Origin of the sequence: Micromonospora sp. NPDC005087, assembly GCF_042872965.1 — a bacterium.
Classification (GTDB): Bacteria; Actinomycetota; Actinomycetes; order Mycobacteriales; family Micromonosporaceae; genus Micromonospora.
Window position 1 is genome coordinate 39,664 of the sequence record NZ_JBIALB010000001.1, and the last position, 20,024, is coordinate 59,687.

Genomic DNA, 20,024 nt, shown 5'->3' on the forward strand with positions numbered 1-20,024 from the left:
CGGGGAGGGGGAACTATGTCCACGACCAGCACGCCGCCCGGAGTCAGCCGGGTGGACCTGGCCCGGCTGACGGAACACTGGGCGGAGTCGCGCTCGCTACGCGGCTGGTTCAGCACGGTCGACCACAAGAGGATCGGCCGGCGCTACCTGGTCACCGCCGGGGTCTTCTTCGTCCTCGCCGGACTCAGCGCCCTGGCCATGCGCACCCAGCTCGCCCGACCCGAGGCGGGACTGCTGTCGCCCGAGGAGTACAACCAGCTCTTCACCATGCACGGCACGGCGATGATCTTCCTGTTCGCCACACCGATGCTCTTCGGCTTCGGGAACTACCTCGTACCCCTGATGATCGGCGCCCGGGACATGGCGTTCCCGAGACTGAACGCCTTCGGCTACTGGGTCTTCCTGTTCGCCGGCCTGTTCATGTGGGCGAGCCTGCCCTTCGGCGCCGCCCCCAACAACGGCTGGTTCGCGTACGCGCCGCTGAGCTCCGAGCAGCACAACCCCGGCCTGCACATGGACGTCTACGCCCTCGGTCTGCTCTTCCTCGGCATATCCACGACCGCCGCCTCGATCAACTTCATCGTCACCGCGCTCAAGCTGCGCGCACCGGGAATGTCGCTCAACCGGGTACCGCTGTTCGTCTGGGCGATCGTCGCTACCGCGTTCATGGTGATCTTCGCGCTGCCGGCGCTGAACCTCGACAACGCGATGCTGTTTTTCGACCGCCGGTTCGACACCCACTTCTTCGACCCGTCGGCCGGCGGAAACGTCCTGCTCTGGCAGCACCTGTTCTGGATCTTCGGACACCCCGACGTGTACATCATCGTCATGCCGGGGCTGGGCATCGTTTCGGCGGTGCTACCCGCATTCACCCGGCGGGGCGTGGTCGGCTACCCGCTGATCGTGCTGTCCATCGTGGCGATCGCGATCATCTCGTTCGGGGTCTGGGTGCACCACATGTTCGCCACCGGGCTGCCGCAACTGTCGTACAGCTTCTTCAGCGCGGCCAGCACGATCATCACCATTCCGTCCGGGCTGCAGATCTTCGCCTGGCTGGCCACCATGCTGCTCGGCCGGCTGGTCATCCGGGTGCCGCTACTGTTCGTCGTCGGTTTCATCGTGACCTTCGTGCTCGGCGGCGTCACTGGCACGATGTTCGCCCTGACCGCGTTCGACCAGCAGGTCACCGACACCTACTTCGTGGTGGCGCACTTCCACTACGTGCTGATCGGCGGCGCGGTCTTCCCGATGCTCGCCGGCATCTACTACTGGCTGCCCAAGATCACCGGGCGGATGTACCACGAAGGGCTGGGGCGCTGGGCGTTCTGGCTGATCTTCGCGGGCATGCACGTCACCTTCTTCCCCATGCACCTCTACGGGCTGTTCGGGATGCCCCGCCGGGTCTACACCTACGCCAGCGAGCCGGGCTGGGGCGGATGGAACCTGGTCAGCACCATCGGCTCCTACGTGCTCGCTCTCGGACTGCTGCTCGTGCTCGTCGGCGTGGTGCACGCCGTCCGACGGGGTCGGCCCGCCCCGCCGGACCCCTGGGGCGCCGACACCCTGGAATGGGCCACCACGTCACCGCCCGAGCCGTACAACTTCCCCGTCCTGCCTCGCGTGCACAGCCTGCACCCGGTGTGGGACGAACGGACCGCCGACTCGATTGGCGAGGGGGCGACCGCGGACCGCATCCTCAGCGAGGGACGCGACACACTGCTCACCAGCGAACTGGACGCCCGCGTCGAACGCCCGGTGCCGATGCCGGAGTCAACGCTCAAGCCCCTCGTGCTCGCCGCCGCGTTGCTGGTCTTCTTCGCCGCTCTGCTCGTCGCCTGGTACCCGGTGGCGGCCGTCGCCGCGGTGGTGGTGGCCGCGACGATCGCGGTCTGGCTCTGGCCAGCTGGACCGAGCCGGACGAGCGGGGTGGCGACACCATGACGGATCGGGGCGGGATCATGGCGGCCACCGGCGCTGAGGCGCTGAGCACCGAGCTGCCAGCCGGTCGATCGACCGGCTGGTGGGGCATGGTGATGTTCGTGGCCACCGAGGCCACCCTCTTCGCCTGCCTGCTCGGCAGCTACTTCTACCTCCGCTTCCAGTACGGCCCCCAGTGGCCGCCGGGCGCCATCGGGGCCCCGGAGCTGCTCAAGCCGTTGATCATGACCGCCGTGCTGCTGCCCAGCAGTCTGCCCATGGTGTGGGCCGAACGCGGCAGCCGGCACGGCCGGCGGTGGCAGCTGCGGTGCGGCCTGGGCGCCACCATGGTGCTCGGGCTGACCTTCCTGGCCCTGCAGGCCACCGAGTACGCCGAGAAGCTCCGGCACTTCACCCTGACCACCGACGTGTACGGGTCGCTGTTCTACCTGATCACCGGTTTCCACGGGCTGCACGTCCTGGTCGGCCTGACCATGATCGGCTGGCTGCTCGCCGCCGCCCTGAGCGGCGGCACCATCGACGCCCACCGGCGCGAGCGGGTCCGCAACACCGCCATCTACTGGCACTTCGTCGACGCGGTGTGGGCCGCCATCCTGTTCACCATCTACCTCTCCCCACGACTATGACCACCACACCACCCGGGCCACGGGCCCGTCTGACCGGCGGGGTGCTGCTCTGGTACGGCGTCCTCGGCGGCGGCGTCGCTTGGGCCGTACACGTGCTCGCCGCCTGGGGCCTCGACGAACTCGCCTGCGCCGCCGGCTCCGACCGCGTCCTCGCCATGCCGCTCGGGCGGGTCGTCGGGCTCGCGGTGATCGTCCCGGCCCTGGTCACCGCGGGCTCGCTGGCGGTCGCCGCCCTGGCGTGGCGACGCACCGCCCGCGCGCAGGCCACGGGCACCCAGGACCGGGCGTACGGCCGGTCCCGGATGCTCGCCGTGGTGGGCGTCTGGGTCAACCTGCTGTTCCTGACGATCATCGTGCTCGGCGGGGTCGCCGTGCTGGTGCTGCCGCCATGTCAGCTCTGAGCATCCACCAGGCACACGGGCCCGGCCAGAGCCCGCTGGCCGAGAGCCTGCTGGCGATGCTCGTCGTCGTCACGGTCTGCCTGCTGGCAGCCGGCTACGGGCGGGGCGTCCAGGAGCTGTGGTCGCGCCGCGGCGCGGGGCACGTGGTCCCCCGCTGGCGGGTGGCCGCGTTCGGCGCCGGACTGCTGGTGGTGCTCGGCACTGAGCACGGGCCGGCGCACGAGATGGCGGAGTCCTCGTTGGCCGGGCACATGGCTCAGCACATGCTGCTCCTGCTGGTGGCCGGGCCGTTGCTCGCGGCCGGCGCGGCGGGGCTGCCGCTGAACATGGCCGTGCCGCTCCCGCTGCGCCGGCTGCTCGCCCGCTGCCGGGTGGCGCCGCCGATGCGCCGGCTGCGCCACCCGGGCACGTACGCCCTGCTGGCCGGTGGCGGGCAGACCGTCGTGCTCTGGTTCTGGCACCTGCCCGGGCCGTACGCGGCCGCGGTCGACCGTCCCGTCGTGCACGCCACCGAGCATCTGTGCTTCCTGGCCACGGCCTGGCTGTTCTGGGCCCCGGTGCTCGGCTCGCCACGGCACCGCGCCCCCGCCCCGGTGACGGTGCTGCTGCTGGCCGGCACCATGCTGCCCGCCTCGGCCCTCGGCGCCGTGCTCACCTTCGCCCCGCAACCGATCTATCCGCGGCGGGTGTTCGGCGCCGACCCGCTGGCCGACCAGCAACTCGCCGGCCTGTTGATGTGGGCGCCGATGGACCTGGCCGTGCTGGTCGTGACGCTGACCGTGTTCCTGGGCTGGCTGCTGCGGATGGACCGCGACCGGCCCGACGGCCTGCGCGGGGGGCCGCCAGCCGGAGGGACCCGCCCGATGGTGACCACAGCTGAAGCGGAAGGGATGGTGCCATGATGCTGCCTCGCCGGCTCGGGGCACTCGGTGCGGCCCTCATGATCCTGCCGATGGTCGCGGTCACCGCTTGCGCCTCGACGGCCCCACCGCCACCACCGGAGTCGCTCAACGGACGGCCCGACCGCGGCGCGGAGCTGATCGCCCAGTACGGCTGCGGGTCGTGCCACACCATCCCCGGCATCAACCGCGCCGAAGGCCTGGTCGGCCCGCCCCTGACCCGGTTCGGCGCCCGCTCCTACATCGCCGGTCAACTGCCCAACAACGCCGACAACCTCCGGCGCTGGATCGCCGATCCCCAGGCCGTGGAGCCCGGGACCGCCATGCCGAACCTCGGTATCAGTGCCATTGACGCCCAGGACATCGCCGCCTACCTCTACACGCTGGACTGACCGATGCGGCACTCACGAGCCGCGGCCCGGCGGCTCACCCTGCATCCCCGCCGGATGCTCGCGGTCGGAGCCGTGCTGGTGCTCGCCGCCGGTCCGGTGGCGCTCGCCCCCGAGCCGACCCCCGGGGCGACGACCCCGGCCGTGTCCGCGCCGTCGTCCAACCCGGCGGACCGGGGCACCGAGCTCTACCTGCAGCAGTGCGCGAGTTGCCACGGTGAGCAGGGGCGGGGCACGCAGCGGGGCCCGTCGCTGATCGGCGTCGGCCCCGCCTCGGTCGACTTCCAGGTCTCCACCGGACGGATGCCGCTGTCGCGGGAGCAGCAGCAGGCCCGGCGCGCGGAACCGGTGTTCTCGGCCGACGACATCCGCGCACTGGTGGGCCACGTCGGCAGCTTCGGCGGGGGTGGTCCGCAGATACCCCGGGTCGCCCCGGGCAACCTGGCCTCCGGTCAGGAGATCTTCGCCGCCAACTGCGCACCCTGCCATGGGGCCACCGGCGCGGGCACCGCGCTGACCGACGGCTTGACCGCCCCGCCGCTGTACGACGCCACAGCGACGGAGGTCGCCGAGGCGGTCCGGGTCGGCCCCGGGCTGATGCCGGTCTTTCCCAGCCAGGTGCTCGACGACCAGCAGGTCAACGACCTCACCGCGTACGTGCAGCGGCTCCGCGGCGAGCGGCTGGACCGGGGCGGCAACCCCCTCGGTCGGCTCGGCCCGCTGGCCGAGGGACTGGTCGCCTGGGTGGCCGTCCTGGGTCTGCTGGTGGCAGCCGCGCGGTGGCTGGGCAGGAGGGCGGGGGAGTGAGCGCGCGGCGTCCCTCGGCGAGCGAGCGGGCGGCCAGTCGCCGGACCGTCGTCGCGTTTCTGGTTAGCGCCGCCGGGGCGGTGGGCTTCGCGGTGACGTACGCGGTGGGCGGCGACACCCGCTGGGAGGGGGTCTGTCTCGCGGTGGCCTTCGCCGGGCTGGCCGTGGGCCTCGCCATCTGGGGCCGGCGGCTCGTGCCGGTCGACGGGTACGTCGAGGAGCACGAGGGCTTCGCGCCGCCTCCGACCGAGCAGGCGATGACCGCCGCGGTGCTCGCCGCGCCGGACAGCCCGGTGCGGCGGCGGGGCCTGCTCGCCGCGCTCGGGCTCGCGCTGAGCGCGCTCGGCGCCGCCGCGCTGTTCCCGCTGCGCTCCCTGCTGCCCTCCGGACGGGCCCACCCGCTCCAGGCACGTAGAGACACCCCGTGGGGACCCGGCGTGCGGCTGGTCACCGCGGACGGACGGCCACTGCGGCTGCAGGACGTGCCCGCCGGCACCGCGGTCGGGATCTTTCCCGAGGGCCACCTCGACACCGGGGACGGCCCCGCTTTCGCGGTCCGCCTTGATCCGGAACGCTTCTCCCGCCCGCCCTCCGCCGGTCACCTGAACGGGCTGGTCGTCCACTCGCTGCTCTGCACGCACGCAGGGTGCCCGGTCCGGATCTACCTCAAGGGCACCGGGCAGGTGCTCTGTCCCTGCCATCAGTCCTCCTTCGACCTGCTGGCAGATGCCCGGCCGGTGGCCGGTCCGGCGGCCCGGGCGCTACCAGGGCTGCCGATCGAGGTCGGACCGGACGGCTTCCTCCGCGCGACCGGTGACTTCACCGTGCCGCCCGGCGCGGGCTTCTGGAGCTCACCATGATCACCGACCGGCTGGCCCGGGCCCTGGACGACCGGCTACGGCTCTCGCCGATCACCCGCCGGGCGCTGGTGAAGGTCTTTCCCGACCACTGGTCGTTCATGCTCGGCGAGATCGCGCTCTACTCGTTCATCGCGCTGATCCTCACCGGCGTCTACCTGACCTTCTTCTTCGACGCCAGCTCCGCCGACCGGGTCTACCGCGGTGCGTACGCCCCGCTGGACGGCGCCACCACCTCCGCGGCGTACGCCTCGACCGTGCGGCTCAGCTGGGACGTCCGGGCCGGCCTGCTGATCCGGCAGACCCACCACTGGGCCGCGCTGGTCTTCGTCGCGGCCATCGTGCTGCACCTGGCGCGGATCTTCTTCACCGGAGCGTTCCGCAAACCCCGTGAGGTCAACTGGCTGATCGGCGTGACCATGCTGACCCTCGCCCTCGCCAACGGCTTCACCGGCTACTCCCTGCCAGACGACCTGCTCTCCGGGCTGGGCCTGCGGATCATCACCTCGGTGGTGGAGTCGATCCCCCTGGTCGGGGCGTGGCTGGTTTCCCTGGCCCTGGGCGGGGAGTTCCCCTCCGACGAGATGATCCCCCGGATGTTCGTCGCCCACGTGCTGCTGGTGCCGGCCGTCCTCGTCGCCCTCGTGTCGCTGCACATGGGCATCCTGGTGCGGCAGAAGCACACCCAGTTCCCCGGTCCGGGGCGGACCGAGCACAACGTCGTCGGCTCCCGGCTGTGGCCGAGCTACACCCTGCGCACGCTCGCCCTGTTCGCCTGGGTGCTGGCGGTACTGTTCGCCCTCGGCGGCCTGATCCAGATCAACCCGGTCTGGCTCTACGGGCCCTTCGAACCGGCCCAGTCCACCGCGCCGGCCCAGCCCGACTGGTACGTCGCCTGGGGTGATGGGGCCCTGCGGCTGTTCCCGCCGCTCGAGTTCCGCGTCGCCGGGCATCTGGTGCCCGCGCCGTTCTTCCCCGGCGTGGTGCTCGGCGGGTTGACCTTCCTCGTCCTCTACGCGTGGCCGTTCGTCGAACGGCTGCGTACCGGCGATCGCCGGCAGCACCACCTGCTCGACCGGCCCCGCGACCATCCCTTCCGGATGGGCATCGGCGTGGCCGCGCTGACCTTCTACGCGGTACTCACGGTGGCGGCCGGCGACGACATCATCGCCCGCCTGCTGCGGGTGCCGATCTACGACCTGCTGTCGGTGTTCCAGGTGCTGGTGCTCGTCCTACCGATCCTGGCCGGGGCGCTCGCCTTCCTGACCGCGCGGGCGCTGCACCGCGGCGGAGCAGCCGGCGTCGGCGAACTCACCCGCGCGGACCTGCGGCGGGCCGCCCACCGCTCGCCTCACCCGCCCGAAGGCGAGGGTGAACCGGAAACACCCGCCCTGGACAGGCCGGGGGAGCGAATCGAGCTGTGGCCGGAGGGCGATCTGTGGCATTGGCGTTACCGCGACGAGGCCCGGCACCTCGTCATCGGCGGGAACCGGGCCCTGCGCTCGGAGGAGGAAGCGATCTCGGCCTCCCGGCTCGCGTACCCGGGGGTCGACCGGGTGGTGGTGCCCGGACCGCCGCCGGCGCCACCGCCCGGGCCGATCCGCGCCGCCCTGCGCCGTTGGGGCCGGGCGGCGGCCGTCGGGTCGCTGCTGCTCGCAGCCCTCGTCGAGAAACGGCGGGACCGCCGGGAGCGGGAACGGGTGGACGGCCCGACGCCGCCGGAGCCGGCGGAAGAGGCGCCGACCGGGGATGGGCGGACATGACACACCTGGTGGGGCGCGTGGAGGGAAAGGGCCGATGAAGGCTCCGCCGTCGCCGAGGGTGGCGCGACCGGTGATGTATCACCGATGGAGCTAGACGCTAGCCTCGGCGACGGTGCCGATCGCCTCGTCGCCGAGGAGCGCCCGAACCGCCGCCAGGACCTCCTGCGGATCGTTGGCCATCGCCATACCCGCCTGGGCGAGCAGCGCCGCGGTATCGGCCTGCCGCTGCCGGTCGAGGTCGGCCAGCAACTGGTCCACCTCCGGCACCGACCGCTCTCCGGACAGCGCGCGGGTGGGCGGCTGGAGGTCCATGAAGTGGCAGAGCAGCCGCAACGGCCGGTGACCGTATACCCGGGTGCCGCTCGGCAGGGTGGACCAACCGTAGGTGAGCAGCCGCGCCACGGCGCCGTCGAGCAGCGGCGTGGCCCAGTGGGCGTTGTCGAACAGGCTGTTCGAGGACGCCTCAGGCAGCCCGAGCCCGGCGACGACCCGGTCGACCTCCTTCGCGGCGTCCTCGGCGACGACGAACACGTAGGGCGAGATGCGGCTGCGGCGAAAGACCTCCGACCAGGCCCGGCGCGGCTTCGATGATGTCACGCGGGAAGTATCCGAACCGGTGGTCGGGGCGTTCACGCGGGCGGCGAACCCAATCCCGCGGCCGCAGCCGCCCTGCTGGAGGAAGCGCGCAGTCGCGGACTGCTGGTCGGCAAGGGCGGCCCGCACGGCAACGTGATCCGGCTGGCGCCGCCGATGACGCTCACCGAGGACGAGGCCGACGAGGCGCTGGGCATCCTCGCTGAGGCAATTGAGGCGGTGTCGGCATGAGGATCACGCACTGGATCGGCGGCAAGGCATGGACCGGCATCGCCCAGCGCACGGGTGACGTGTACGACCCCGCGACGGGTCAGGTCGGCGGGAAGGTCGATTTCGCCAGCGCCTCGGACGTCGACGAGGCGGTCACCGCCGCCCGCGAAGCCTTCTCCCGGTGACGCAACGCCTCCCTCGCCCAACGCGCGAACGTGATGTTCGCGTTCCGCGAACTGCTCAACGCCCGGAAGTCCGACCTCGCCGAGATCATCACCGCCGAGCACGGCAAGGTGCTCTCCGACGCGGCGGGCGAGATACAGCGTGCGCTGGAGGCGGTGGAGTTCGCCTGCGGCAGCCCGCAGTTGCTCAAGGGCGGGTTCAGCGAGAACGCCTCGACCAAGGTGGACGTGCACTCGATCCAGCAGCCGCTCGGCGTGGTCGGGGTGATCTCCCCATTCAATTTCCCGGCGATGGTGCCGCTGTGGTTCGTGCCCAACGCCATCGCCTGCGGCAACACCGTGGTGCTGAAGCCGAGCGAGAAGGACCCCTCCGCGGCGAACTTCCTGGCGGAGCTCTTCGCCGAGGCCGGGCTACCGGATGGCGTGTTCAACGTCGTGCACGGCGACAAGGAGGCGGTTGACCGGATCCTCGAGCATCCGGAGGTCAAGGCGGTCTCGTTCGTCGGGTCGACGCCGATCGCCCGGTACATCTACGAAACCGGAACGCACAACGGCAAGCGGGTGCAGGCGCTCGGCGGCGCGAAGAACCACATGGTCCATCGAGGTGACATGGACCAGTTGCTACTGTGATCGCATGAAGCTGGTTGTGCAGGTGAAACTCCTGCCGACGCCCGGGCATGCGGCAGCGCTGGGGGCGACCCTGCGCGCGTGTAACCAGGCGGCCAGCGACGTGGCGATCGTGGCCCGCGAGTCGGCCGTGTACCGCAACTACGACCTGCGCAAGCACGTCTACGCCGGGATCAAGGCCGACTACGGGTTGGGTGCCCAGGCGGCACAGCACGTCATCAAGAAGGTCGCCGACGCCTACACCACCCTGACGGCGAACCTCAAGGCCGGGCGGTACGGCAAGCCCGGCTCGAATCGGCGCAGGCGGGTCGAGGCCAACCCGATCCGGTTTCGGTGGGACGCCGCCCAGCCTTACGACGCCCGGATGCTGTCCTGGCAGCACGACGCTCGGACGGTGTCCATCTGGACCACCACCGGCCGGCTCAGAGGCATGGCATACACCGGCTCGCCGGCCCAGCTCAAGGCTGTCGCCACCAGCGTGATCGGCGAGTCCGACCTGGTGCACCGCGACGGGATGTGGTTCCTGTACGCCTCGATCGAGGTGCCCGAGGCGCCGCCGTACGAACCGGACGGCTTCCTCGGCGTGGACATGGGCATCGTCAACATCGCCTACAACTCCGACGGCACCCGCTACGCCGGCACCCGGCTCAACGGCTACCGCCGCCGCCAGATGCGGCTGCGGGCTCGGCTGCAACAGAAGGGCAGCACTTCGGCCAAGCGGCTTCTGGCCCGACGTAACAAGAAGGAAGCGCGGCACGCCGCGAACGTCAACCATCGCATCGCCAAGACCATTGTGACCGAGGCTGCACGCACCGGTCGCGGTATCGCCGTCGAAGAACTGACGGGGATCCGTGAGCGGGTCCGGCTGAGAAAGCCCCAACGGGTCACGCTCCACTCGTGGTCGTTTCACCAGCTCGGCGGGTTCCTTACCTACAAGGCCCGCCGAGCTGGTGTACCGCTGGTCCAGGTCGACCCGCGGTATACCTCCCAGACCTGCCACGGCTGCAAGCACCGCGACAAGCGGAACCGGCCTAACCAGGAAACCTTCACCTGTCGGTCGTGCGGGGTCGTTGCCCACGCCGATCACAATGCGGCTCTCAACATCGCCGAGCGCGGTGTCGAGGGCTGGGGCGCAGTCAACCGCCCGCACGTGGCATCACCTCGCAGCCAGCGAGAGGCTTGATCTACAAGCCCGCCCATTCATGGGCGGGTAGTTGACTATGGCGCGGGTCGGCGTTGCAGATCCACGCCCGGCCAGCTTGCCGGTAGGCCAGACTGCACGGGTGAGAGTCACCGCGCTCACCATCAGGTGGACGCCGTGGCGGTTCGTGACCGCCTTCGGTGTTGTCAGCCTGCTGTCGGACGTGGTGTACGAGGGCGCCCGGTCGGTCATCGGCCCCTACCTGGCCACCGTCGGCGCATCCGCGACCGTCGTCGGGCTGGTCACCGGCGCTGGCGAGGCGACCGCCCTGACCGGGCGGCTGGCCACCGGACCCCTCGCGGACCGGACCCGCGCCTACTGGCCGCTCGTCCTGGTCGGCTATGCCGTGACCATGGTCGCCGTGCCCGCTCTCGGGCTGACCACCGCACTGTGGCTGGCTGCGGCGCTGTTCGTCGCGGAGCGCGCCGGCAAGGCGATCCGCGGCCCGGCGAGAGATGTCATGCTCTCGCACGCCGCTGCGGCAGTCGGCCGCGGCAAGGGCTTCGCCGTCCATGAGGCGCTCGACCAGGCCGGCGGCGTGGCGGGGCCGCTGCTGGTCGCCGCCGTACTGGCCGCGACCGCTCACAACTACCGGCCCGCGTTCCTCGCCTTGGCCGTACCCGCTGTGGCGGCGATGCTCGTGCTGCTGTGGCTACGCGCCGGCGTGCCCGATCCGCGTCGCTTCGAACCGGAACCTCGACCCGGCGCGCCGCCCGCCCCGCCGGGCGGCCGGCTACCCCGCGTGTTCTGGACCTATCTGGCGTTCACGGCGGTGACCACGGCCGGCTACGCCACCTTCGGGGTGCTCAGCTTCCACCTCGCCACCCGGCACGTCGTACCCGTGGCGGTGGTCCCGGTCGTGTACGCCGCCGCGATGGGCGTCGACGCGCTCGCCGCGCTGGCCTCCGGGTGGCTGTACGACCGGGCCGGCGTCCGGGTACTGGCCGCCGTACCTGTGCTGACCGCCCTGATCCCGCTGGCTGCCTTCACGACCACCCCGGCGACCGCGGTCGCCGGGGTCCTGGCCTGGGGCGCCGTGCTCGGCATTCAGGAATCGACCATGCGTGCGACCATCGCCGACATCGTCCCCGCCGCTCGGCGGGGCACCGCCTACGGCATCTTCGCCGCCGGGTTGGGCGGGGCGACCCTGGTCGGTGGGCTGCTCACCGGCGCCCTCTACGACTACTCGATCACCGCGTTGATCATCACCGTGGCCGGCATCCAGGCCGTCGCCCTGGCCCTGTTCCTTGCCATCGTTCGACCGGCGACCTGACGTTGGGTACCGAGAGCCGGCGGCGGACGTCCGGCTGACCAGCCGGCACCCCGCCGCGTCTGGTGTGGCCGACACCGGTCCGGACGGTGGTGGCCACCGGGGAGGTTTCTGTCAGCTCACCTTCGGGGTGGCGCGGGAGATGATCGCGGCGAAGTCGACGCCGCTCGGCAGGGTGCCGTACGCCTGGCCGTGGTCGCCGCCGAGCCGGGACGCGCAGAAGGCGTCGGCGACGGCGGGGTGGCCGTGCCGCACCAGCAGGGAGCCCTGCAGCACCAGGGCGAGCCGTTCGACGACGCGCCGCGCCCGCAGTTCGAGGTCGTCGAGGTCGGACAGGTCGGCCCGCACCTGGCGGACCGCGGCGTCGAGCCGTGCGTCGGTGCCGGCAGCGGCGCTCAGCTCGGCCTGGAACGCCTCCATGACCTGGGGTTCCTTGACGAGAACGCGCAGGACGTCCAGTGCGGCGACGTTGCCGGAGCCCTCCCAGATCGAGTTCAGCGGCGACTCGCGGAACAGCCGCGGCATGCCCGACTCCTCGATGTAGCCGTTGCCGCCCAGGCATTCGAGGGCCTCTGCGGCGTGTGCCGGCCAGCGCTTGCAGACCCAGTACTTGCCGACGGCGAGGGCGAGCCGTTTGAACGCGGTCTCGCTGGCGTCGCCGCGCGCGGATCGGTCGGTCGCTCCGGCGAGGCGCATCATGAGGACGGTGGCGGCCTCGGACTCGACCGCGAGGTCGGCGAGCACGTTGCGCATCAGTGGCTGGTCGATGAGGTACCGGCCGAAGGTCTGCCGGTGGGTGGCGTGGTGGACGGCGGTGATCACGCCTTGGCGCATCCCGGCCGCCGCGCCGATCACGCAGTCGAGGCGGGTCAGGTTGACCATGTCGATGATCGTGCGCACGCCACGGCCCTCGTCTCCGACGCGCCAGGCGACCGCCTGCTCGTATTCGACCTCCGCCGAGGCGTTGGACCGGTTGCCGAGCTTGTCCTTCAGGCGCATCAGCCGCATCGGGTTGCGGGTGCCGTCGGGAAGGACACGCGGGACGAGGAAGCAGGTGATTCCGTCCGGTGCCTGGGCGAGGGTGAGGAAGATGTCGCACATCGGCGCCGACGTGAACCACTTGTGCCCGACGAGCCGGTAGGTTCCGTCCGGCTCAGGGCGGGCGGTGGTGGTGTTGGCGCGCACGTCCGAGCCGCCCTGCTTCTCCGTCATCGACATGCCCGCCAGCAGCCCCTGCTTGGCCAGCGGCGGACGCAGCCCGAAGTCGTACGTCGTGGCGGTGAGCAGCGGCTCGTACCGCGCGGCCAGCTCCGGGTTGTGCCGCAGCGCCGGCACTGCCGCGTAGGTCATCGAGATCGGGCAGCCGTGGCCGGCGTCGGGCCGCCATGTGTAGAACTTGGCGGCCCGGGCCACGTGTGCGCCCGGTCGGGCATCCGCCCACGGTGCGGCGTGCAGGCCGTGCGTGACCGCGGTGCGCATCAGCTCGTGCCAGGCGGGATGGAACTCCACCTCGTCGATGCGATGGCCGTAGCGGTCGTGGGTGCGTAGGACCGGCGGATGCTCGTTGGCCAGCCGCCCGTACTCGCTGGCCTGCTCGGCGCCGCCCAGGCGGCCGAGCTCGTGCAGCTCGGCGGTGGCCCAGCCGGCGCCCTCCCGCTCGAGCCCGTCGAGCAGTGCCGGGTCGTCCGCCGCGTCGTAGCCGGCGAGCGGGGGAACCTGGTTGAAGACCTCGTGTGTCGTCACGGCGATACTCCCAGCGCGCGGTGGATGAAGGCGATCAGGGCGGGGATGGTCTCCGGGCCGGCGACCCCGGCGGCCAGCGGACCGACCATGGCCTCGGCCAGGGCGCCGACCAGCGCGGTCGCGGTCAGCTCTGGATCTTGTGGAGGTAGTTCGCCGCTCGCCACACCGGCCGCGACGTACCCGGCGATCAGTTCGGCGTACGCGCGGCGGAAGACGAGCCGCTCGGCGTCGACCGCCGGGTCGACCGGCTCGGCGAGCAGGGCATACGCCAACCGTGGGGACTGCAGGGCGCGGCCGGAGAACGTCTCGACGACGGCGGCCATCTGCTCGGCGGCGGAGGTCTCCAGCGCTGCGGCGCGCGCGACCGCGTCCACCTCGCGCTGGGAGGCCGTGCGGAACACCTCGGCGAACAGGTCGGCCTTGGTCGGGAAGTGGCGGTAGACGCTGCCGGTCGCCACGCCGGCCCGCTCGGCGACGGCGGCGACCGAGCAGCCGGCGTACCCGTGCTCGGCCATGATTCCCAATGCCGCGGCGATGATCCGTTCCCGGGAGGCGCTCAGCCGAGCCTTCACCCGCTCGGTGCTTCGGTACGCCACGCAAGGATTGAACCATCATTCAATCCTTCGCGACAAGGTGCCGTGCCGGCCGGGCCGGCCTCGCCGGGCCCACGCGGTGGTGCGACCGACACTCGCACCCCCGGGTCAATTGCTCGGCGTGAGGTCTGCATGCCGGGAACCCAGGCCGGGGCGACCACGTCGTAGGGGGCATGACGCGTAGCAGCGCCCACGTACCCCAGCCAACGGCCGTCACCGGCGTCCCCCGAGTCATGACCCCAGCTCGTGTCATGGGACTGGCCCTGGTCGCCGGCCTGGCGCTGGTCACCGGCTGTACGGCGGAGCCGGTCCCCGTGCCGCCACGTGACCGGCCGGCGCCGGCCGGCGGGTTCCGGCTCGTCGCGTTCGACTCCTGCCCGGAGGCGCTGCGGCAGCTGAAGACGGCTGCCAGGGCGTCCGTCGGGCCCTGGGGGTTCGGGCCGAACGGGCACATCCGTACCCTCGGCGGCGCCGAACAGGCTGCTGGGCCCGCCGCGGCGGGGCGGGCGGATGCGACGTCCAAAGCTGCTGCCCCCGGCTACTCAGGCACCAACACGCACGAGGCCGGGGCCGATGAACCGGACCTGGTCAAGACCGACGGCAAGCGGATCGTCACCGTGCAGCACGGCAAGCTGTACGTGGTCGACCCGGCCACCCGCCGGCTGACCGGAGAGCTGGAACTGGCACCGGGTGCCGACGGGTTCCGCGGGGCCGAAGACGGCCTGCTGCTGCACGGCGACCGGGCGCTGGTGCTGCTCCGCGACGGGTGGGCCGGGATCGCGAAACCGGCCGTCAGCGGGGGAGACGGGCGCGTCGCGGACGCCCCGACGCCGGACGGCATCGTCGGCCCCCGGCTGATCATGGTCGATCTGTCCGGCGAGCCGAAGATCCTCGGCGAGTACCGGATCGACGGCAATCTGGTGGATGCCCGCCAGGTGGGCACGACGGTCCGGGTCGTGGTCCGATCCGCGCCCCGGCTGAACTTCCCGTACCGGCAACGGGCCACCGATGAGCAGCGCACCGCCGCCAACCGCGAGATCATCGACAATGCCACCGTCGACGACTGGCTGCCCCGGTACGAGGTCACCTCCGACGGGCGAACCAGCGCCGGAAGGGTCGGCTGCGAACGGGTGAGCCGGCCGACCGCCTACTCCGGCGCGTCGCTGGTGACCGTGCTCAGCTTTGACATCGGTGCGGCAGCGCTCGGTGCCGGCGACCCGGTCACCATGATCGCCGACGGCGACACCGTCTACAGCAACGGACCCCGGCTGTACGTCGCCAACGACCAGCGCTGGCGGGTGCTGCCGATGCTGACCGCGCGGAACATCGCCCCCGATCCCGAAGACGAGACCACCGAGATCTACCAGTTCGACATCTCGGGCGCGGGTGCCCCGCGGTACGTCGCCGCCGCGTCCGTACCGGGCTGGCTCATCAACCACTACGCCATGTCCGAGTGGGACGGTCACCTGAGAGTGGCCACCACCAGTGGCCGTACCTGGGGCAACAAGCCGAAGTCGACGTCCAGCGTGTACGTCTTGCGCGCCGACGGCACGGCCCTGACCCAGGTCGGCAAGGTCACCGGGCTGGGCAAGGGGGAGCGGATATACGCGGTACGGTTCGTCGGCGGCACCGGGTACGTCGTCACCTTCCGGCGGACCGACCCGCTCTACACCGTCGATCTGCGTAATCCGAGGGCGCCGAAGGTGACCGGCGAACTGAAGATCAACGGGTATTCGGCGTACCTGCACCCGGCCGGTGAAGGACGGCTGCTCGGCGTCGGTCAGGAGGCGTCCGACCAGGGCCGTGTCCAGGGGACCCAGCTCTCACTCTTCGACGTCGCCGATCCGGCCAGGCCGACCCGGATCGCCCAGTATCACGTCAAGCAGGGACACTCCGAGGTGGAGTTCGACCCGCATGCGTTCCTCTACTGGCCGGCCGAACGCCTGGTCGTGGTCCCACTGACCGTCTACGGCACGGGCCTACCGAGCAATGTGGCGCTGGCCCTGCGAGCCGGCGACGGCGGGTTCACCGAGGTCGGCACGGTCGACCACACGCTGGGCACGGGGCGTCCCGAGGACCGGACGCCCATCCGCCGGTCACTGGTGGTCGACGGAGTGCTCTGGACCGTCTCCGACGCTGGCCTCAAGGCGACCAGCCTCTCCACCATGAAGACCCTCGACTGGCTGCGTACGACGTGAACGGGACGGTGGTGTGGGCCGGCCGCGCATTGCCCTGGCGTCCGCTCGACTACGAGTGATCAGGCCCGTGGTGATCAGGCGGCGGGTACCGTGAACGCCGTGGAGGATCTCGGCGCGAAGGTCTCGTACCTTGCGCTCGCCGTCGGCACCCGGGTCTACGACGTCGACTCGGCACCCGTTGGCGTGGTCGAGCACGTGCTCGCCGACGAACGCTCCGACATCTTCCACGGCGTGATCGTGGCGCCGCCACAGCCGTCCGGTTCCCACCGCTTCGCCGAGCGGGAGCAGATCGCTGACCTGTACGAGCGGGGGGTCGTGCTGTCGGTGCCCGGTGGCGAGATGCACGAGCCGGGCGAGGACACGCCGGCCAGAGAGGTCGAGGGCGCGGGTGACGACCCGGTGCAGGTGGGCCTCCGCCGCGCCTGGGAGTGGCTGAGTCGACCACGCTGAACCTGGCGGCTCGATCTGGCATTGCCTGCTGCCCCGCGAGTTCAACGGTCACCGGACGGGCCTGCCGCACGGCCAGGTCTCAGGCTGATCGGGCAGCGTCGGTGATGTGCGCGATCACGGCCGAGTAGTCCCGGTCGCCAAGGCCGGCCTCCTGGGCTGACGCGACCCACTGCCGCGCGGCCGCCGCGACCGGCATTTCGACTCCTGCCGACTCGGCGGCCGACACGACCAGGTTGGCGTCCTTACGGGCGAGTGACAGCGCGAACCGGAGTGGAAACTGGTCGGACTCGATTGCCGGTCGTCGCCGATCCGCTTGCGAGCCGACGGGGGTCGCGGACAAGACCTCGAACGCCGTGTCACGCGGCAGTCCAAGCCCATCGGCGAGGGCGAGCGCCTCACCGAGAACAGCGAGCACTCCGAAGAGCGTCGAATTGGCGACCAGTTTGGCCGCAGCGCCGGCACCGAGCGGCCCGACATGTATCGGCGAGCCAAGCGCGCCCAACACGGGCATCCACCGTTGGGCGAGCGGCTCCGGCCCACCGACGAAGATCCGCAGTGAACCCGACTCGGCCTCCGAGACGCTGCCCAGCACCGGCGCATCGAGCAGGCCAACGCCATCCGGCAGCATCGCGGCCAACCGTCGCACCGCGGACGGCCCGACCGTGGACATCTCAGCGAGCGTCGTCCACGCGGTAGCACCGGCGAGGATGCCCTGCGGGCCCTCGGCCACCTCTTGCAGCGCGGCCGGGTCGGACAGCATGGTGATGACCAAATCGGCCCGGCGGGCAGCTTGTTCCGGACTGTCGGCAGCGACCGCGCCACGCGCCACAAGATCGCTGGTCCTCTGCGGCGTGCGGTTCCAGACAACGAGGTCATGGCCGGCATCGAGCAGCCGGCCCGCCATCCGGGTACCCATCTCACCCAGACCGATCACAGCGACCGTGGCCATGGCGCCATCCTGCCAATTCCCCCAGGGCAATGCCCACAAAGCGCCGACTCGTCTACATTCGATCATCAGCTCCGTGGCCCTGAGGCGCCGCAGCCCGGCCGAGGTCGAAACTGCCTCGACCGGGCGCAGGGTGCCTGGCCGCTGCGGTGTCCCTGCCTGGGCCGCTTCAGCCGAGGGGGCTGAAGCTGCGGCCGTCGAGGACGTTGATGAGATCGTCGTCGCGGGTCACCTCGTAGCCGCGCTGGCGCAAGTCGGCCACCAGCTCGGCTTCGTGGTCGAGCGGGATCTCGAGGATGTCGCCGTTGAGGGCCGTGAACTCGCGTCCTCCGAACCGGGCCTGCAGGTCCTGCGGTAGCAGCTCGAACGCCCGCTCCGTGACCATCGGGGGCCAGTCTCCCTCCGCAACCGCACCAACTTCGTTGATGCTGAAGGGCTTGTCGTCGGCGAACCCGTCCTCGGGGTCGTGGTACTCCGGGCCCGCGGGGTTCCACAGGTGGGTGGTCTGAACCTGCCGGGCTTCGCCCCAGGTGCGGGCGGAGGCCAGCGCCTTGATCTCCTCGGCCTCCGCGGGGGCAGTGTCGGCGTCGGCGAAGGCGAGGCAGTCGTGCATCTGTGCGTGGCCGTACACCAGGCGCCGGGGGTTCGGGTGGTGCGTCGTCATGGCGCACATCGTGCCGCAGGGGTACGACATTCAAGATCAAGGGGGTCAGGGCCCAGCCTGAAGATCGAATGGGTAGAGCGTCGGCGCCTGCGGCGGTGACGATTCCGCCGCTTGACCGGTGCCCGTTCCCCTCCGAAGCGGATCCAGGTGGTCCCGTCACCCCGTCTAAAGTCTCAGTCGTGGAGCGAGCCCACTGGATCCTCAGATCATCGGGCTCCGGCTGGACCTGGCCAACCTCCACGAGATGGCCGGCGCCTACCGCGAGGCCCTGGCCGAGTTCATCGCGTTGACCCGAGACCTTGAGCAACCGGGCGGCGACCGCGAGCTGGCACGACACTGCCGCCGGCAGATTGCTGTCTGCAAGGCAGAGCTGGGTCAGTCTGCGAGAACTTGAATCGATGACCTTGGCGAAGTGGGTGGGGGAAAGGTCCACTCCTGCTGCGCGCCTTCGCTCACCGACTCGCAGAACTTGATAAGTTTAATTAGCCGCCGAAATCCTATGACAAGTTTCGTTCATCGATATCGGAACGGCGGATAGCTGAGAAGAGGTGTGCGTGGTCGGTAGAGGGCGTCCAAGCCGGTCCACCGTCTACCTGCGTCTCGATCAGGCGTTGGGCGAACTGAACCAGCGTCTCGGTGGCCTCCCGAGCCCGAAGGAGGCCCAGACGATCTGGGAAGACATCTGGCACCAGGAGGCCCACCACTCCACCGCACTGGAGGGCAACACGCTCGTGTTGCGTGAGGTGCAGGCGCTGCTCGAACGGGGCCGGGCCGTCGGGTCGAAGCCGCTGAGGGAGTACAACGAGGTCCGCGGCTATGCGGACGCCGCCCGTTGGGTCTACAGCCAGGCGCTCGAACCCGACGGATGGCACGATGGTCGCCTGGTCAGCGTCACAGAGGTCCGCCAGGTCCATCACACCGCCATGACTCCCGTCTGGGACGTTGAACCTCACCCCGAGGCTACCGGCAGCGAAGGGCCGGGAAGCTTCAGGCAGCACGATATCCATCCGTTCTCCGCCGGGATGGCCCCGCCAGCATGGCCCCTGGTGCCGGCGCAGGTCGACCAATGGGTCGAGGACGCCTGCACGACCGGGGAGCGTCTCGCGGCCGGCGGTCCGCTGCATCGGCCGTTGCCGGAGGAACTCGCCCGGCTGCACAACGACTTCGAGCGGGCGCACCCCTTCATCGACGGAAACGGGCGTGCGGGGCGGCTGCTGCTCAACCTGATCCTCGTACGCCTCGGCTACCCGCCCGTGATCATCTTCAAGCGCCAGCGTGACGCCTACCTCGCCGCGATGCAGAGGGCAGACGTCGGAGACTACGGTGCGCTGGGAGAACTCATCGCTCGTGCCATGTATGACAACCTGAACCGCTTCATCGTGCCGAACGTCGCCGGCCCTGCCCGCCTCGTGCCGCTCGCGGCCCTGGTCACAAAGGAGTTCAGCCTTCCGGCGTTGCGACAGGCTGCGCAGCGCGGGCGTCTGGACGCAGTACAGGGATCGGACGGCATCTGGCGAAGTTCCCGCAAGGCGGTCGAGGCGTACCGGGCGACGAAGAACCAGAAGCGGCAGCGCTCCGAGGGAACCTGACCCAGTTGCCTCGCATCGCTTCGATGGCAACCGCCGGCAGCAGCTCGGTGGCGACCTGGGGGGCGACAATCACCTCC

Annotated in this window: 18 protein-coding genes and 1 pseudogene; 14 read left to right on the plus strand and 5 right to left on the minus strand. The window is 70.9% G+C overall.

Translation table 11 applies throughout. From position 1 onward, the window contains the following. Positions 1–15: 15 nt before the first annotated feature. From ctaD to ACFYPS_RS00225, 8 genes are read left to right on the plus strand one after another with little or no spacing between them, the layout of a single operon-like run. A complete protein-coding gene (gene ctaD / locus ACFYPS_RS00190) occupies positions 16–1,941 on the plus strand; it encodes a cytochrome c oxidase subunit I (RefSeq protein WP_387321988.1) in 1,926 nt (641 codons plus the stop codon). Then, positions 1,938–2,564: a heme-copper oxidase subunit III gene (locus tag ACFYPS_RS00195; protein WP_387321990.1), complete on the plus strand. Its 627-nt coding sequence runs from the start codon at positions 1,938–1,940 to the stop codon at positions 2,562–2,564. Before ctaD ends, ACFYPS_RS00195 begins: the two co-directional genes overlap by 4 nt. Beyond that, on the plus strand, positions 2,561–2,965 hold the full coding sequence (locus ACFYPS_RS00200) for a hypothetical protein (RefSeq protein WP_354967398.1): 405 nt from the start codon (positions 2,561–2,563) through the stop codon (positions 2,963–2,965). Before ACFYPS_RS00195 ends, ACFYPS_RS00200 begins: the two co-directional genes overlap by 4 nt. Continuing rightward, positions 2,953–3,867, plus strand: coding sequence for a cytochrome c oxidase assembly protein (locus ACFYPS_RS00205; protein WP_387321992.1), 915 nt, complete (start codon positions 2,953–2,955; stop codon positions 3,865–3,867). The genes ACFYPS_RS00200 and ACFYPS_RS00205 overlap by 13 nt, the downstream gene beginning before the upstream one ends. Continuing rightward, positions 3,864–4,256, plus strand: coding sequence for a c-type cytochrome (locus ACFYPS_RS00210; RefSeq protein ID WP_387321994.1), 393 nt, complete (start codon positions 3,864–3,866; stop codon positions 4,254–4,256). Before ACFYPS_RS00205 ends, ACFYPS_RS00210 begins: the two co-directional genes overlap by 4 nt. 3 nt (positions 4,257–4,259) lie before the next feature. Next, a complete protein-coding gene (locus ACFYPS_RS00215) occupies positions 4,260–5,060 on the plus strand; it encodes a c-type cytochrome (protein WP_387321996.1) in 801 nt (266 codons plus the stop codon). Beyond that, on the plus strand, positions 5,057–5,920 hold the full coding sequence (locus ACFYPS_RS00220; protein ID WP_387321998.1) for a ubiquinol-cytochrome c reductase iron-sulfur subunit: 864 nt from the start codon (positions 5,057–5,059) through the stop codon (positions 5,918–5,920). Before ACFYPS_RS00215 ends, ACFYPS_RS00220 begins: the two co-directional genes overlap by 4 nt. Continuing rightward, a complete protein-coding gene (locus ACFYPS_RS00225; protein ID WP_387322000.1) occupies positions 5,917–7,680 on the plus strand; it encodes a cytochrome bc complex cytochrome b subunit in 1,764 nt (587 codons plus the stop codon). The genes ACFYPS_RS00220 and ACFYPS_RS00225 overlap by 4 nt, the downstream gene beginning before the upstream one ends. Positions 7,681–7,770: 90 nt before the next feature. On the opposite strand, the gene ACFYPS_RS00230 is transcribed toward ACFYPS_RS00225, so the two are convergent. After that, a complete protein-coding gene (locus ACFYPS_RS00230) occupies positions 7,771–8,277 on the minus strand; it encodes a hypothetical protein (RefSeq protein ID WP_387322002.1) in 507 nt (168 codons plus the stop codon). A 224-nt stretch (positions 8,278–8,501) separates the two neighbouring features. On the opposite strand from ACFYPS_RS00230, the pseudogene ACFYPS_RS00235 reads away from it, so the two are divergent. From ACFYPS_RS00235 to ACFYPS_RS00245, 3 genes and pseudogenes are all read left to right on the plus strand, one after another. Further along, positions 8,502–9,281 (plus strand): annotated as a pseudogene (locus ACFYPS_RS00235) (aldehyde dehydrogenase family protein); the annotation flags it as partial. A 19-nt stretch (positions 9,282–9,300) separates the two neighbouring features. Then, positions 9,301–10,476 (plus strand): RNA-guided endonuclease InsQ/TnpB family protein, encoded by a 1,176-nt coding sequence (locus ACFYPS_RS00240; RefSeq protein WP_387322004.1) that lies wholly within the window; start codon positions 9,301–9,303, stop codon positions 10,474–10,476. Between the two features lie 100 nt (positions 10,477–10,576). Next, positions 10,577–11,767 (plus strand): MFS transporter, encoded by a 1,191-nt coding sequence (locus ACFYPS_RS00245; RefSeq protein WP_387322006.1) that lies wholly within the window; start codon positions 10,577–10,579, stop codon positions 11,765–11,767. Positions 11,768–11,878: 111 nt separating this feature from the next. Here ACFYPS_RS00245 and ACFYPS_RS00250 read toward each other — a convergent pair whose 3' ends face one another. Next, positions 11,879–13,507: an isovaleryl-CoA dehydrogenase gene (locus tag ACFYPS_RS00250; protein ID WP_387322008.1), complete on the minus strand. Its 1,629-nt coding sequence runs from the start codon at positions 13,505–13,507 to the stop codon at positions 11,879–11,881. Continuing rightward, complete coding sequence (locus ACFYPS_RS00255; protein WP_354967408.1) at positions 13,504–14,103, minus strand: TetR/AcrR family transcriptional regulator; 600 nt, start codon at positions 14,101–14,103, stop codon at positions 13,504–13,506. Before ACFYPS_RS00255 ends, ACFYPS_RS00250 begins: the two co-directional genes overlap by 4 nt. A gap of 248 nt (positions 14,104–14,351) precedes the next feature. Here ACFYPS_RS00255 and ACFYPS_RS00260 point away from each other — a divergent pair, with 248 nt between their 5' ends. Beyond that, complete coding sequence (locus ACFYPS_RS00260) at positions 14,352–16,298, plus strand: beta-propeller domain-containing protein (protein ID WP_387322010.1); 1,947 nt, start codon at positions 14,352–14,354, stop codon at positions 16,296–16,298. Positions 16,299–16,397: 99 nt separating this feature from the next. Next, on the plus strand, positions 16,398–16,748 hold the full coding sequence (locus ACFYPS_RS00265) for a hypothetical protein (protein ID WP_387322012.1): 351 nt from the start codon (positions 16,398–16,400) through the stop codon (positions 16,746–16,748). Between the two features lie 79 nt (positions 16,749–16,827). Here ACFYPS_RS00265 and ACFYPS_RS00270 read toward each other — a convergent pair whose 3' ends face one another. Then, entirely contained in the window at positions 16,828–17,697 is an 870-nt protein-coding gene (locus ACFYPS_RS00270) for an NAD(P)-dependent oxidoreductase (RefSeq protein ID WP_387322014.1), read from the minus strand. 166 nt (positions 17,698–17,863) lie between these two features. Further along, the gene (locus ACFYPS_RS00275; protein ID WP_387322016.1) at positions 17,864–18,358 is read right to left on the minus strand and encodes a hypothetical protein; all 495 of its coding nucleotides are present in this window, start codon (positions 18,356–18,358) and stop codon (positions 17,864–17,866) included. A gap of 611 nt (positions 18,359–18,969) precedes the next feature. Between ACFYPS_RS00275 and ACFYPS_RS00280 the strand changes: the two genes are divergently transcribed. Continuing rightward, positions 18,970–19,947: a Fic family protein gene (locus ACFYPS_RS00280; RefSeq protein WP_387322017.1), complete on the plus strand. Its 978-nt coding sequence runs from the start codon at positions 18,970–18,972 to the stop codon at positions 19,945–19,947. The last annotated feature ends 77 nt before the right edge of the window (positions 19,948–20,024 follow it).

Excerpts from the sequence above, each read along its gene's own strand:
- ctaD (WP_387321988.1), top strand. The coding sequence starts at position 16 with ATGTCCACGACCAGCACGCCGCCCGGAGTCAGCCGGGTGGACCTGGCC.
- ACFYPS_RS00195 (WP_387321990.1), top strand. The coding sequence starts at position 1,938 with ATGACGGATCGGGGCGGGATCATGGCGGCCACCGGCGCTGAGGCGCTG.
- ACFYPS_RS00200 (WP_354967398.1), top strand. The coding sequence starts at position 2,561 with ATGACCACCACACCACCCGGGCCACGGGCCCGTCTGACCGGCGGGGTG.
- ACFYPS_RS00205 (WP_387321992.1), top strand. The coding sequence starts at position 2,953 with ATGTCAGCTCTGAGCATCCACCAGGCACACGGGCCCGGCCAGAGCCCG.
- ACFYPS_RS00210 (WP_387321994.1), top strand. The coding sequence starts at position 3,864 with ATGATGCTGCCTCGCCGGCTCGGGGCACTCGGTGCGGCCCTCATGATC.
- ACFYPS_RS00215 (WP_387321996.1), top strand. The coding sequence starts at position 4,260 with ATGCGGCACTCACGAGCCGCGGCCCGGCGGCTCACCCTGCATCCCCGC.
- ACFYPS_RS00225 (WP_387322000.1), top strand. The coding sequence starts at position 5,917 with ATGATCACCGACCGGCTGGCCCGGGCCCTGGACGACCGGCTACGGCTC.
- ACFYPS_RS00240 (WP_387322004.1), top strand. The coding sequence starts at position 9,301 with ATGAAGCTGGTTGTGCAGGTGAAACTCCTGCCGACGCCCGGGCATGCG.
- ACFYPS_RS00260 (WP_387322010.1), top strand. The coding sequence starts at position 14,352 with ATGGGACTGGCCCTGGTCGCCGGCCTGGCGCTGGTCACCGGCTGTACG.
- ACFYPS_RS00270 (WP_387322014.1), bottom strand. The coding sequence starts at position 17,697 with ATGGCCACGGTCGCTGTGATCGGTCTGGGTGAGATGGGTACCCGGATG.
- ACFYPS_RS00275 (WP_387322016.1), bottom strand. The coding sequence starts at position 18,358 with ATGACGACGCACCACCCGAACCCCCGGCGCCTGGTGTACGGCCACGCA.